At 36.7% G+C, this 13,228-nt stretch carries 12 protein-coding genes; 3 read left to right on the top strand and 9 right to left on the bottom strand.

What is annotated here, in order from left to right:
* Positions 1-176: 176 nt before the first annotated feature.
* The 4 genes from HRJ06_RS01035 to HRJ06_RS01020 all read right to left on the bottom strand — a co-directional run bounded on the left by HRJ06_RS01035 (position 177) and on the right by HRJ06_RS01020 (position 3,978).
* Positions 177-1,040, bottom strand: coding sequence for a hypothetical protein (locus HRJ06_RS01035; protein WP_174727392.1), 864 nt, complete (start codon positions 1,038-1,040; stop codon positions 177-179).
* Positions 1,027-1,965, bottom strand: a complete 939-nt coding sequence (locus tag HRJ06_RS01030) for a sialidase family protein (protein WP_197969800.1) — start codon at positions 1,963-1,965, stop codon at positions 1,027-1,029. The genes HRJ06_RS01035 and HRJ06_RS01030 overlap by 14 nt, the downstream gene beginning before the upstream one ends.
* A 399-nt stretch (positions 1,966-2,364) precedes the next feature.
* Positions 2,365-3,441 carry an NAD(P)H-dependent flavin oxidoreductase gene (locus HRJ06_RS01025; RefSeq protein WP_174727389.1) on the bottom strand — a complete coding sequence of 359 codons (1,077 nt, stop codon included), beginning with the start codon at positions 3,439-3,441 and terminating at the stop codon, positions 2,365-2,367.
* Between the two features lie 318 nt (positions 3,442-3,759).
* The gene (locus HRJ06_RS01020) at positions 3,760-3,978 is read right to left on the bottom strand and encodes a hypothetical protein (protein ID WP_174727386.1); all 219 of its coding nucleotides are present in this window, start codon (positions 3,976-3,978) and stop codon (positions 3,760-3,762) included.
* Positions 3,979-4,322: 344 nt separating this feature from the next.
* Here HRJ06_RS01020 and HRJ06_RS01015 point away from each other — a divergent pair, with 344 nt between their 5' ends.
* The 3 genes from HRJ06_RS01015 to HRJ06_RS01005 are packed head-to-tail and all read left to right on the top strand — an operon-like array spanning position 4,323 to position 5,954.
* Complete coding sequence (locus tag HRJ06_RS01015; protein WP_174727383.1) at positions 4,323-4,775, top strand: MarR family winged helix-turn-helix transcriptional regulator; 453 nt, start codon at positions 4,323-4,325, stop codon at positions 4,773-4,775.
* Positions 4,776-4,799: 24 nt separating this feature from the next.
* On the top strand, positions 4,800-5,318 hold the full coding sequence (gene paiA, locus HRJ06_RS01010; protein WP_174727380.1) for a spermidine/spermine N(1)-acetyltransferase: 519 nt from the start codon (positions 4,800-4,802) through the stop codon (positions 5,316-5,318).
* 24 nt (positions 5,319-5,342) lie between these two features.
* Positions 5,343-5,954: an FMN-binding negative transcriptional regulator gene (locus HRJ06_RS01005; protein ID WP_174727377.1), complete on the top strand. Its 612-nt coding sequence runs from the start codon at positions 5,343-5,345 to the stop codon at positions 5,952-5,954.
* 598 nt (positions 5,955-6,552) lie between these two features.
* On the opposite strand, the gene HRJ06_RS01000 is transcribed toward HRJ06_RS01005, so the two are convergent.
* The 5 genes from HRJ06_RS01000 to HRJ06_RS00980 all read right to left on the bottom strand — a co-directional run bounded on the left by HRJ06_RS01000 (position 6,553) and on the right by HRJ06_RS00980 (position 13,179).
* A complete protein-coding gene (locus HRJ06_RS01000; RefSeq protein WP_174727374.1) occupies positions 6,553-6,747 on the bottom strand; it encodes a hypothetical protein in 195 nt (64 codons plus the stop codon).
* A 342-nt stretch (positions 6,748-7,089) separates the two neighbouring features.
* A complete protein-coding gene (aspA, locus tag HRJ06_RS00995; protein WP_174727371.1) occupies positions 7,090-8,514 on the bottom strand; it encodes an aspartate ammonia-lyase in 1,425 nt (474 codons plus the stop codon).
* A 220-nt stretch (positions 8,515-8,734) separates the two neighbouring features.
* Positions 8,735-10,141, bottom strand: coding sequence for an allantoinase AllB (gene allB, locus HRJ06_RS00990; protein ID WP_174727368.1), 1,407 nt, complete (start codon positions 10,139-10,141; stop codon positions 8,735-8,737).
* A gap of 59 nt (positions 10,142-10,200) precedes the next feature.
* Positions 10,201-11,439, bottom strand: coding sequence for a M20 family metallo-hydrolase (locus HRJ06_RS00985; protein ID WP_174727365.1), 1,239 nt, complete (start codon positions 11,437-11,439; stop codon positions 10,201-10,203).
* A 117-nt stretch (positions 11,440-11,556) separates the two neighbouring features.
* Positions 11,557-13,179 carry a PucR family transcriptional regulator gene (locus HRJ06_RS00980; RefSeq protein ID WP_174727361.1) on the bottom strand — a complete coding sequence of 541 codons (1,623 nt, stop codon included), beginning with the start codon at positions 13,177-13,179 and terminating at the stop codon, positions 11,557-11,559.
* Positions 13,180-13,228: the final 49 nt, after the last annotated feature.

Below are 13,228 nucleotides of genomic sequence, written 5' to 3'. Positions count from 1 at the left end.
TAAAATGCTTTGTCCCACTATAAAATTTGGGCAACTTATTTACTTAATGTGATATGAAAGGCACCCTACCATTCGCTTTCCTTAAGTGCTTGGAAACACAAACAGGTTGGCTGCCCTCTACCAACGTGGAACATGGTGTGAAACAAGAAAATCCGGGAAGTGACAGGCACCAATTTTCAATTTACAGTCTTATATTCCAGTGTTATTAGCTGATTATTTTTCATGGTTGCTTTGTATAGAATAATGTTTCCTGTGGTTGGTTCAGCTGGATCGGAATGAACCTTAAAGTCTTCATTTAAGGCGATCGTCCAGACTGCTTCGTCGTTTTTCTTTAAAACAACGGCCAGTGTGCCAAACTGGATAATGTTTTCCCACTCAAACATCTCTGTTTTACCCTTTTCAGTAACAAAGATTCCCTCCGGAGTGCTCTCAACCTGATAATCTTTGGCTTTCCATTGGCCATGAATTTCAGCTCCCACATAATAATAGGAGGTGCCAGTGCCCCGGTCTCCATACGTCCCGATAAATTGCTGAATTGTATCGCCGTCTGTTTTGTAGGTTACTGCAGCCACATCCTTTTCCAGCCATTCGACCTTAAAATCTCCTGCCGTCTTATGGGGCAAAGCTTCTCGCGGGCGGCCCATAATGCCAAAATAAGACCTGTAGTAGACGGCCACGCCTCTCTCGACATCTTCCTTAATAGATAAAACATGTTTCCAGTCTGGCGATAGGCTTGTTATATTGTTCACCTCCTGTTTGCTTTTAACTAGCAGGTTCACATTGACAATACTAAATAATATCAAAACACTTAAAACGATTAATTGAACCATTTTGGTCAGATTTAATAGAAGGAAAATGGAACCAGCCAAACAAATCATGCAAAGGATATTGATAATGAAAAAAAGCCGATTGTCGATGTACTCCACCTGATAACGTGCATGTACTAGAAAATATCCCATTTGAATACAAAAAAATCCAACGGCTAAAAAGAACAGAATCCAGCCTGTTATTTTCACAAGGTTCGATTTATTCTCCTTCAATTGGCTGCACCTCCTCGGAAAACTCCCATGTTAGACCATTATCATCTGAAATGAATTTCCCCTTCACCCTACCTCCCCGATAATCACCGTTGGGGCCCTGGTTGACCAAAACAGCTAAATGCTCTCCCTCTTTGGTTGGAGTTTCAGCCTGGACAAATATTTGCTTGAATTTTTCAGGAATTTGAAAGGTTGACTGCTTCCAGGTAGTTCCCCCGTCCTGCGTAACATAAAAATCCGGCTCAGCTGGATTGATCGTTCCATACGACAAAAAACCCGTTGATTCATCGACAAAACCTCCATCCGCAATAAGCCTGGTTTTCCCGGTTTCCGCTGTTGCCTCCCAGCTCTTTCCACCATCATAAGTTAAAAAGGGAATTGAGTATTCCGAAGACATGGTTCGCCCTCCAGAAATAATTACATACCCGAACTGTTCATTTAAGAAATCAACCTTCCTGAAACGCATGGAGGGGAAAGATTCCGAAACTATACCTTCCTGCCATGTTGCTCCTTGGTCTAGGGAATATTTTAATAGGATTCTTTTCGTTTCCCAGTCGGACCCTTCTGAATATAAGAAAGCTGCCCGATTTTCCGTAAGTACATAGCTTCCATCAATCAATTCCTGTTTGTTTCCCCTGTATTCCCCTTCAAATAATAGATCCTTTTCTATCGGGACTTTGACCCAGTCATTTCCACTGTTATAGGAAATATTTAGCTCGTTGTTTTGTAAAGAATAACTGATCGGATCTGTATTTACAGGTAGTAAGGCATCTGGCTCCGTCTGATCTGGGGTTTTACTGCCTTGCTGGCTATTCGATTGACCCATCTGCGGATTCATTATTTGGTCAGTATTTTGATAAAAAAACAGGGCTAGGGTCAGTGCAGCTACCATGATTCCAGAAACCCCAAGCATAAAATATTTCACCATTTAACCTCCCTTTCAACAGCTGCTTCCTTAACGAGACGGAAAAAGGAAGTATGAGAGCCATACCCATTCTTCCTTAGATAGACTATTTATTTTTGCCGCTAAAATATCGACCACACCACCCAGTTTCATAGGTTTGTAGGTAAGTCCCATTTAATTCTTTATGAAGATGTCTTCCTCGTAATTTCCGTTTTAAATCTAGAAGCTTTTGCGGCTAGAAAGTACAGATTTGAATCTTAATAATCAACATAACATTTATCCTTAGGCTGATCATTAAATTTCATCTCAGCTTTTTCTCTTTCCAGACGTAAATAGCAGTCAGAACGAGCGGAACCAAACAGTTGAATTGATTTCTTTTCCTTTTCGCTTTACTGATCAGCAGAATGAATCTCCCATTGATTTTTAGTTAGTATTGATGATATTTAAAGCATCAAAAATAACCTTTTCCATTAATTCAGCAACAGTTTGTTCTCTAGCTAGCCTTGGGCTCTGGCCGGACCACAGGGACATATATTCTGGCTTATTTTGTTGAGCCGCTGCTTTTCTGATTGATTGAGTAAGGGCATTTTGAACTGGAAACTCAGGGAAAGCGGTTTGTAGTTCCTCCGCTTCCACGATAAATTGATTGTTGAGCCCTCGTGCCGTTTTGCCAGAAACTGCTTTTGTTAACACGGTTTGGTCTTCACTGGCCTGAAGGATCGTCTTTTTATGTACCTGATGAGCACCGCTTTCCTCACATGTCAGGAAAGCAGTCCCCATCTGAACTCCTTTTGCTCCAAGACAGAGCGAAGCCATCAAACCTCTCCCGTCCATGATACCCCCTGCAGCAATGACTGGAATTTCAACCTGGTCTGCAACCTGCGGAATTAGTGACATTAACCCAATCAGGCTTTCCTGGTCGCCATGCATGAAATTCCCCCGGTGCCCTCCTGCCTCACTGCCCTGTAAAACAACAATATCCATCCCACTCTTTTCTACTTCAGCTGCCTCTCCAACCGTTGTAGCCGTTCCCACTACGATAATCTTATTTTTCTTTAAAGTCTCAATGACCTCCAAAGAAGGAACCCCAAATGTGAATGAACAGACAGGCACTTTTTCTTCAATAATAAGCTTAATTTGCTCATTAAATGTTTTTACCATATTTTCATATATCGGAACTTCGACATCATCCTGAATTACATTTAACTCTGTACGGATGGACTGCAGATTCTGGCTCGCTGACTCCATTTCACTTTTCGTGACCTCAAATTTGCTGGGGACAAATAGATTGATTGCAAAAGGCTTTGAGGTCAGTTCCTTAACTTTCTTAATATGAACGCGTATCTGTTCAGGTGTCATATAACCCGCACCGATCGATCCTAGCCCTCCGGAATTGGAGACTGCAGCCACCAGCTCAGGTGTTGTTACTCCTCCTGCCATTGGTGCCTGGATGATTGGGTAATCGATCTGAAGAATCTCCGTTAGTTCGCTTTTAAACATAGAATCACCTTGTCTTGTATTTTTATTTTATACTTTAGCTATTCTCCAAATTGTTGATATACCCTTTTTAATCTTTTGGAAAGGAAGGGACGCTCAAAAATATAAGCGGTAAAATCATCTGGAGCATGCGGGGTGCAACATTAAGTTGGCCAGGAATTGAGGTAATCATGGTTATTAATGCAGGTTAAATAAAATAAACCCGGTTCTATACCGGGATCATGTGTTAGCTGCTTTTCGATTTTCAGGAATTAAATGGTGGATAGCATTCATAAAAGGGAGGGATTCTTACCTCATCCCTCCCTCTCATGGCAAATATTCTTAATCATAAACTTTTAACCTCTCGATGCTAACTTTTAATACTATTTTTAATGAATCATGAACCATATTTATTTTGTGCACCGCATACTCTTTTTTATAAATCGTTACAGTGTTACTGGCTCTTAAGGCTGTTACATATTGATCCCAATGTTTTACATTAGTACTTAAAAGACATTTGTCCTTTAAATAGTAATCCACTCTGCCTAAATTATTTTCCACTAAAACCCCCCCCTTGTTATTTGGAAAATTCTTATCTATCGTTAACAGTTCTCCCAAACCTCCTGATTACTTGTCCCAATTCTCTTAAGAAGCTAATCCTTATATATATATTCCGTATCCGGAATTTTAATGTCCTGCCATTACTATAAAACCTCACCTTGGTCTATATTTGAACAGGAATGAATAGACGGTATTAAAAAAAGTAACCAAGAATATTCGTTAAGTTGCAGCAGGACCAATTGCTCGCTCTGTTACATTAACGACGAGTTTATTTATTTTTATTGTATTTGCAACAAAGTGTCATTATAATTGTTTTGAGAACATTAAATTGGTGGAGATACATTATGAGTGAAATTCTTCGTGAAATTGGAATGATAGCAAGGGCATTAGATTCTATAAGTAATATAGAATTTAAAGAACATGACCTTGCAAAGGGGCAATATTTGTATGTTGTGCGAATATGTGAAAATCCAGGAATCATCCAAGAAAAGTTAGCTGAGATGATAAAAGTAGATCGAACAACAGCAGCTCGTTCTATAAAAAATCTCGAAATGAATGGGTTTATTGAAAAGAAAGAGGATCAGCATAACAAAAAAATTAGGAAGCTCTTTCCAACAGAGAAAGGCAAAAATGTTTATCCTTTTATAAAAAGAGAAAATGATTATTCCAATTCCGTTGCATTAGAGGGATTTTCCGAAAGTGAAGAAGATGCCATATTCGATCTTCTCCAAAGAGTAAGAAAAAATATAGAAAAAGATTGGGAATTTGTTAAAAAGGGAAACAAGAGAAATTATTGAGTATATAAGGAGCGACATCTAAAAATGACTCTTAATTTAAAAAGGTGCACCATTGAAGATTTACGTACACTTCAAGAAATCAGTTATGACACATTTAATGAGACATTTAAGCATCAAAATTCACCCGAGAATATGAATTCCTATTTAGAAAAAGCATTTAACTTAAAGCAATTAGAAAAGGAATTATCCAACACTTCCTCACAATTCTTTTTTGTTTATTTTAATAATGAAGTTGCTGGATATTTAAAGATCAATACCAATGATGCTCAGTCTGAAGATATGGGTAATGACTCACTTGAGATCGAGAGGATTTACATAAAGAACCAGTTTCACAAACTTGGTCTTGGAAAATATATGCTCAATAAAGCCATAGAAATTGCAATGGAACGTAATAAAAAGAAGATTTGGTTAGGTGTATGGGAAAAAAACATAAATGCGATTACTTTCTATAATAAAATGGGGTTTGTTCAATCCGGAGCCCACTCTTTTTATATGGGTGATGAAAAACAAATGGACCTTATAATGACCAAAAGACTCATATAACTTTTTTATGAAAGGTGGATTATTATGTATATACCTAAATATTTTAAAATTGATGATGAGAAAGTAATCTATGATTTTATCGAAAAATATGGCTTTGCAACTTTATTTTCTCAGCATCAAGGAGAGCCCTGCGCTACTCATTTGCCACTTATGTTAAATGAATCTGAAAATGCTTTATATGGTCATTTTGCTCGTCCGAACGAACAATGGAAGGACGCTGAAAACCAACAAGTCCTTGCGGTTTTCCAAGGCCCACACTGTTATATTTCCCCTACTTGGTACGAAACAACTAAAGCAGTACCTACTTGGAATTATGTGTCTATCCATTTATATGGAAAGATGGAGATTATTGAAGATAGAGATGTAATATTCAATTCTTTAAATGACTTGGTAAATAAATATGAAAGCTCTGATAGTGCATACAATTTGAATAATGTCGACCCTAGCTATATTGAAGCAATGAATAAAGGCATTGTTCCGTTCAAAATAAAAATCACAAAAATTGATGCAAAAGCTAAACTAAGTCAAAATCATCCAGTGGAACGTCAAGAGTTGATAATCGATAATTTAGAAAAGACTTCTAATCAGGATAACTTACAAGTGGCATCTCTTATGCGGAAAAATCTACAAAAATAAAAATAAACGTTATTCAATGCATGATGATTGTTGAGCTAAGGAGCTGTGCTTATAGTGCTGTCACTAATAAATACAGCTTTTTTTCTACTAAAGAAAGTTTGTGAAAGTATATATTTTAACTACCCGTGTCGCTTTAGTTAAAGAAGAGCCGAAATTATTATAAAGAAAACTCGCAAACTTTTTGGGCGAGTTTTTCTTTTTATATTCGGTTTACGATGTCAGAATAACAAGTCCTAACGGGGTTGGTAACGTTAACAGATTTGCTAGCCTCTACATCCGTGGAACTAAGTGTGAAACAAGAAAATCCGGTTAATGACAGTGCATTGCGTATTAATCCAGTAGCAATTAAGGAGGAATGTGAATTTGGGGAAGGTTTCTAATCCGATTATGTAATACTATCAAGGTTAGATGATGATACACAAAGTTATTAAAAACCTTTAAGGATCCGTGGAGAGGTACCTTAACAGATCATTAAACTAATTTAATTACAGTTCATAAAAAAACCAAGGTCACCTAAGCATGATTACTTGGGTGACCCTGATGCTTAAAATATTGCAAAATTGAAGATCCCTGACTAAAAGAATATTGCAATATTGTTTTACAAGCTTGGTGTTGTAATTAAATTAAATTCCTTTTTAAATTCTTCGAAGTCTAAATCTAACTTGATGCAACAGTTCTCCACCTTGGTAAAAAAGTCAAAATTTTCATTAACTGGTTGGTCTCGATTATCATAGTAATAGAGGACCAGTTCAAATAATTCAGAAACGGCTTTCACCTTTGATGACTTGTCCATCTTATCATTCCTTTCAGTGATATAAATGAAATCAATTCATCCAAATCACTCCTGTGAGTATATAATATTGTATCTATTTTTATTCTAGTACTATTAATAGAATATAGTCAATATTTCGACAGGAAATAGAAAATAAAATATTAAATTATTTTTATACCTACCGGATGATAAGCCTTACTTGATATTAGTATATAAATTTATAAAAAAAAACTAATAAGTTCATAAAGTTTCGATTAAGCTACTGATCTGATGATTTACTTTGAAAGTTGGAACTGTTACCTATAAGCTTTACAACATTAAATTACCGCTCCCTAATTAACTTGAATAATTATTTGATTTTATTTATGCTTTATTTAACAAAGCTTCACCCGCGATTCCAGGATTGGTCATCTCATAAGGATCTAAAATTAAATCTAATTCTTCTTTTGTCAGAACATCATATTTTAAACATAATTGTCTTACAGACTCACCTGATAAAATCGCTTCCCGCGCTATTCGTGCTACTGCTTCGTATCCTAAATGGGGATTAACTGCTGTAATGATTCCTACACTTTTTTCAACGTCATTTTGAAGCTTTGCTGAATTCGCCTCAATTCCACTAAGACAATGATTTGTAAATACCTGGAATGAATTTGTCATTATACTAATAGATTGCAATAAGTTAAATACTAGGACTGGCTCCATAACATTTAATTCGAACTGCCCAGCTTCAGAAGCTAAGCTAATGGTATGATCATTGCCTATAACCTGAAATGCCACCTGATTAATCAGCTCAGGCAGCACAGGATTAACTTTCCCAGGCATTATGGAGGAACCTGGTTGGAGAGCTGGCAGGCTAATCTCACTTAAGCCTGTTCTTGGGCCTGAAGCCATTAACCTTAAATCATTCGCGATTTTTGACATGTTTACCATGCAAATCTTTAATGCTGCTGAAACTTCCGTATAAACATCAGTATTCTGAGTAGCGTCTACAAGATGGCTGGCATTTTTTAATGGGAATCCACTAATTACCGATAAATAATTAACTACATTTTTAGTATATTTGGGGTTTGCATTTAAACCCGTACCTACCGCTGTAGCACCCATATTAACCGTTAACAAATGCTCTCGTGTATTTCTAATTCTTTTGATATCTCGTTTCAGCACTTGACTATAAGCTCCAAATTCCTGCCCAAGACGTATAGGAACTGCGTCCTGTAAATGTGTTCGCCCCATTTTAATAATAGGATCGAACTCTTTTGCTTTTTTCAAGAAAACTTCGTGCATTTTTTCCATAGTATCAAGAAGCTTTCCTATTAAAGAAAGTGTAGCTATATGAATCGCCGTAGGGAAAGCATCATTCGTTGATTGTGACATATTAACATGAGAATTCGGGCTTAGATAAAAGTAGTCTCCTTTTCCTTTTCCAAGTAATTCCAAACCGCGGTTGGCGATAACCTCATTTATATTCATATTTAAAGACGTACCGGCCCCACCTTGAATAGGATCAACCAAAATTTGGTCATGCCATTCGCCTTCAATTAGTTCAGTAGCCGCGGTAACAATACTCCTACCTAATTCTTGATAAAGTCTGCCTGAATCCATATTAGCTAATGATGCTGCTTTTTTAACCATTGCCATTGCAATAATTAATTCTTGATGAATCCTGTATCCCGTCACAGGAAAGTTTTCAACAGCACGCAGTGTTTGTATACCATAATAAGCATTAACTGGCACCTCTTTTTGACCTAAGAAGTCTTTTTCCATTCGTACTTTTTCACTCTTCATTTTCCCCTCCTGATAAAAAGACATATGTTCTCTTTACTATTTGAACTGATTATTTTGGTACACCAAACATATAATTATCCAAATTCTCACAGACTCGTTCAATGTAAAGACCAAATTACCAACAAATTAACGGACTACAACTTGACACTTCCTAACAATCAGCATCATCAGCTGCCCTAAAACCTTCCATCTATAATATGGTACAAATTCACTTTTTTAGCTAATCCATACTACCATTTCTATCTGGTCTAACTAATCTTCCGGTTGGTTCACTAACAATTTTTCCATCTTTCATGATTGTTTTACCCTTTAAAATGGTCGCTACAGGAGCGCCTTCTAATTGGAAACCATCAAATCCTGTTATCTTACTTTTGCTGTGGAGCAGTTCTTCTTTTATAACATGTTTTTTATTTAAATCGACAATTGTAATATCTGCGTCTGTACCAACCTGTAAAGAACCCTTTTCAGGATATAAACCAAAGATTTTAGCTGGATTTTCAGATAATAATAATACCAATTCATGTAACGTGATTTTTCCTTTATTTACAGCATCTATCATTAAGGGGGCAAGGGTTTCAACTCCGCACATACCTGCCGGAATTGACCAAAGGTCTCCACTCTTCTCGTCTTTTGTATGAGGTGCATGATCCGAACACACGATATCAATGACTTTTTGACTTATCCCTTCCCATAACCTCTCTTGATCCTTTTTATATTTAACTGGAGGATAAATTTTCATTGTTGGACCAATTTGATCGTAATCTTCATTACTTAGGAATAAATAATGTGGACAAGTTTCTGCTGTGATTGGATATCCTTCTTTTTTGGCTTTTTGAATTAGTTCTACACCTTCACCAGTGCTAACATGAAGAATATGAAGACGAGTATTTGCAGATTTCGCAAAAGAAATAGCTGTTTGGATAGTCGTTTCCTCAGCAAGATTTGGTCTACCTTGCAGTAAAGCATCATAATCCTTCCTGCCACTTTCCTCAACCTTTGCTGTAAGATGTTGGATTAGTTCATGATTTTCAGCATGAACAGCTAGCAAGCGCCCTGTTTTGGCAACCTCCTGAAACATTTCATACACTTCTCCATCATCAAAGGGAGGGATAACTTCCTTCATGTCTGATTTATAATTATAGATTAGCTGAAATGTTTCACTGTGAACTGCATATCCCCAAAAGAACTTAAATCCGATTACCCCAGCTTTATTCAAAGATTGAATATCACTTATGTTTAGCTTTCCTAGGCATATTCCCCATATTCCAAAATCAACATGTGCTTTTGACTCGAGATTTTCCACTTGTTTATTAAAGTTTTCTACATTATTTATTGGTGGAGTTGTATTTGGCATTTCGAATATGGTGGTTAAGCCACCGGCTGCGGCAGCCTGAGTAGAGTGAAAAAAGTCTTCTTTATGAGTTGCACCCGGGTCTCTTGAATGAACGTGGACATCCATTAACCCAGGAAGGATAAAACAACCATTAGCATCTGTTATTTCATCTGCCGTTCCTTCTAAGTCTTTTCCAATGGCTGCAATTTTTCCGTTTTTTATATAAATATTAGATTGGATTTCTTCTTTCGAGTTTACTAATATACCATTCTCAATAATATGATCCCAATGCATCTCATTCACCTCAACTATGATTATAGAATTAACTTACTACTAGTTCAGTTAATATGGTTCTAACTTGTTCGAGATACTGCATACTTTAAAATAATTTCTTCCAATAATTGAACTCCTACCCCTATATCTTCTATGGATGTATATTCGTCAGGATGGTGGCTAAGTCCCTCTGCGGAAGGTACAAATATCAGTCCAGTCGGACAAATAGTGGCCATATTCATTGCATCATGTCCTGCACCGCTAGGCATATGAATATATGAAATCGCTAGATGTTCACACAATTCCGAAAGATCCTTAACAATTTGTTCATCCAATAACACAGGGAGTTCGTCACCCAACACCTTCCAATCAATTGTTAGCCAACGCTTATTAGCTATACGATTGAAACTCTGTTTAATTTCCTCAAGTACCTTTTGTTTTGACTCTATGGAGGTACTCCGAATGTCGATTTTTATCATGACTTCTCCTGGAACGACGTTCATTGCGCTTTCTTTAACATCCAATACTCCGACGGTTGCTACGGTCCCTTTATCCGCTTCTTTTTTTGCAGCCTTTTCCAATTCTAGACTTATTTCGGCAGCACCTAAGAGAGCATCCTTACGATTATTCATTGGGGTTGTCCCTGAATGAGATTGTTTTCCTTTGACGACGACTTCCAGTCTAGTAGGGGAAGCAATACCAGTTACAATCCCTATTTTCTTATTTTCCTTTTCAAGGATAGGACCTTGCTCTACATGCAGCTCGAAAAATGCCTTAAACTCTTTTTGCTCTCTTTTGGATTGTCCCACCTTGGAAAACTCTAAACCTTTACTAGAAAATGCATTACTAATAGAGATACCCTTGCCATCCTTTAAATTTTCGATTTTATCCTTATTCAAACTTCCTGTCATAGCCTTGCTGCCAATTGTAGATACACCAAACCGGGCTGATTCTTCACATGCAAAGGAAATTAGCTCTATCGGGTGTTGAGTTTCAATTTCTTTTTCATTTAGAGTGCGAATTACCTCCAAGCCCGAAATGACTCCAAGTGTTCCATCAAACTTGCCTCCACTTTTTACGGTATCTAAGTGGGAGCCCATTGCAACAACAGGAAGTTCCGGATTGGCCCCTTCCCTTCTCGCAATCACATTACCGCATTCATCAATCCTAACTAATAGCCCCTCTTTTTTACAGAGACTTATAAAATGGTCGGTTGCCTGCTTTTCTTCTTCTGTATAAGCCAGCCTGGTTATTCCTTTGTCTGAACAACCAATTTGATTAATTTCATTCAAAGTTTTTTTCAATCGTTCTATATTCATCTATACAGTCCCCCAATCCTTACACATAAAGGTATTAATGATATATCCTTTAGTTATTATTTCGAGTTAAACTTTAAGTGGACCTTTGTCTTCTTAGATAAAAAAAAGAACAGTGTATTATCTGAATCGATAATCTCTGTTCATAAAATCTAAAATCTTTAATCCTAAATGCAAGATAAACTTTCCCTCTGAATGAGTTAAATTGTAGCCAGTTAGATTTTTTATTTTGGTAATTCTATATTTTAATGTATTAACGTGAATAAATAGACTGTTAGCAGTGTCTTGCATTTTTTCATTCTGGTTCAAAAAAACTCTCAACGTATGAATTAAGTCTAAATCATGGGATTGATCATACTCAACAAGTTTGCCAACAGACTCCTCATAGATCCGTTTCAATTCGCCTATATCTGTGAGTTGGTCGAATAAACGGTAGATACCAAGATCATTGAAAAAAAATACTTTTCGGTCGTTCCAGACAACCCTTCCTAAGTGAAGAGCCTTTTCTGCTTCATGAAAGCTTGTTCGAATACCATCTATCCCTTCATAAAAGCGTCCTACACCGAGTGTAATATCTTTGTAATTCACCTTATTAACCACACTATTATATAACGAATTGACAATTTTTCTTATTTCAACTTCTGTTAGATTTTCTACAGGAAATAATGCATAAGTAGTATCGCGGAAATGTCCTATAATTGCGTTTTTCTTAAAGCCTTGTATCTCCTTTAGGATCGGATTTATACTATCTGTAATCGTATCAAACTTAATATATTCAATAGTTGGAATATCAAAAGCAAAACATAGGTAAGAAAGTTTCGGGTCGAAATTATACTTCCTTCCTCGTTCCTCCAAAACTTCAAAAGATATAGATTTGTTTAAAAAGAGGTCTCTTAAAAAGTCGTTTTTATACTGTTGGTCTATATCGTATTTTACCTTTAGTCTAAGAAATTCAAAGGATAACAAGGTTGACGCTTTTTCTAATATTGCTAAGTCTATTTCCAGGTGTTCCGTACTCCCGCCCCAAGAAGTAATGTTTCCATAAACTTTGCCTTCAATAAGGACTGGCGCAACAACACATTCTATAGCCTCCGAATCAATCCTACGCTTAATACGTATAGGACGTTTTACAAGGGAAAGATTTCTCTTTTGTTCTCCTGTTAAAGCGATAAATTCAAAATTCGGCTTTGGAACTGGGATATAGGATAATTCACTTTCGACTGTAATATTACTTTTAATTAAGTGGGAGAGGGTTTCAACAAAAGTGGTGATTCCTTGAGCGCTAAGTGAGATCTCATTTAATAATTGGCTTGCCTGTTCCAAATCTTGCTGTAACACGACCTTAGAATCAAATATTGTATTCATTACAGGAGCTATAATTTCAAGATACGAAATGTGTTCGGGGATCTCAATTATAGGAAAACCGTATTTTTCAGCCTCCTCTAGAAAATGCTGCGGTATTTTTTCCACAAAAGGATGTGGCTTAATAGCCAACGCAGCTGTACCGGTTCCATGTAATTGCCTAATTAGATTTTCCTGTACTTCCTCATTATCTTTTATTGGATAGAGAGTAGATAGTAACAGCTCACTTCCCTTTAACCATTTGACAATATCGGGTACTTCCATAGTTGTGACGGAATGGACTTCTCTATGAATTCCTCTATGACCAGCAACAATATGGCATTCCCTTAATCCACCGATTCTCATTAAATTTTCAACAGTTATAGACATAGTCATCACCATTTTCTTAAAAGCATCCTATTATAATCATCCTAATAAAACCGAATAATTA

The organism is Mesobacillus harenae (assembly GCF_013343715.1).
Classification (GTDB): Bacteria; Bacillota; Bacilli; order Bacillales; family Cytobacillaceae; genus Mesobacillus_A; species Mesobacillus_A harenae.
This window is presented reverse-complemented; position numbering and strand designations above follow the sequence as displayed.

What these genes read in the sequence shown, in the direction of transcription:
- HRJ06_RS01030 (WP_197969800.1), bottom strand. Translation starts at nt 1,965, where the DNA reads ATGGTGAAATATTTTATGCTTGGGGTTTCTGGAATCATGGTAGCTGCA.
- aspA (WP_174727371.1), bottom strand. Translation starts at nt 8,514, where the DNA reads ATGAAGAGTGAAAAAGTACGAATGGAAAAAGACTTCTTAGGTCAAAAA.
- HRJ06_RS01015 (WP_174727383.1), top strand. Translation starts at nt 4,323, where the DNA reads ATGAGTGAAATTCTTCGTGAAATTGGAATGATAGCAAGGGCATTAGAT.
- HRJ06_RS01025 (WP_174727389.1), bottom strand. Translation starts at nt 3,441, where the DNA reads ATGTTTAAAAGCGAACTAACGGAGATTCTTCAGATCGATTACCCAATC.
- paiA (WP_174727380.1), top strand. Translation starts at nt 4,800, where the DNA reads ATGACTCTTAATTTAAAAAGGTGCACCATTGAAGATTTACGTACACTT.
- HRJ06_RS01000 (WP_174727374.1), bottom strand. Translation starts at nt 6,747, where the DNA reads ATGGACAAGTCATCAAAGGTGAAAGCCGTTTCTGAATTATTTGAACTG.
- HRJ06_RS01005 (WP_174727377.1), top strand. Translation starts at nt 5,343, where the DNA reads ATGTATATACCTAAATATTTTAAAATTGATGATGAGAAAGTAATCTAT.
- HRJ06_RS00980 (WP_174727361.1), bottom strand. Translation starts at nt 13,179, where the DNA reads ATGGTGATGACTATGTCTATAACTGTTGAAAATTTAATGAGAATCGGT.
- allB (WP_174727368.1), bottom strand. Translation starts at nt 10,141, where the DNA reads ATGCATTGGGATCATATTATTGAGAATGGTATATTAGTAAACTCGAAA.
- HRJ06_RS00985 (WP_174727365.1), bottom strand. Translation starts at nt 11,439, where the DNA reads ATGAATATAGAACGATTGAAAAAAACTTTGAATGAAATTAATCAAATT.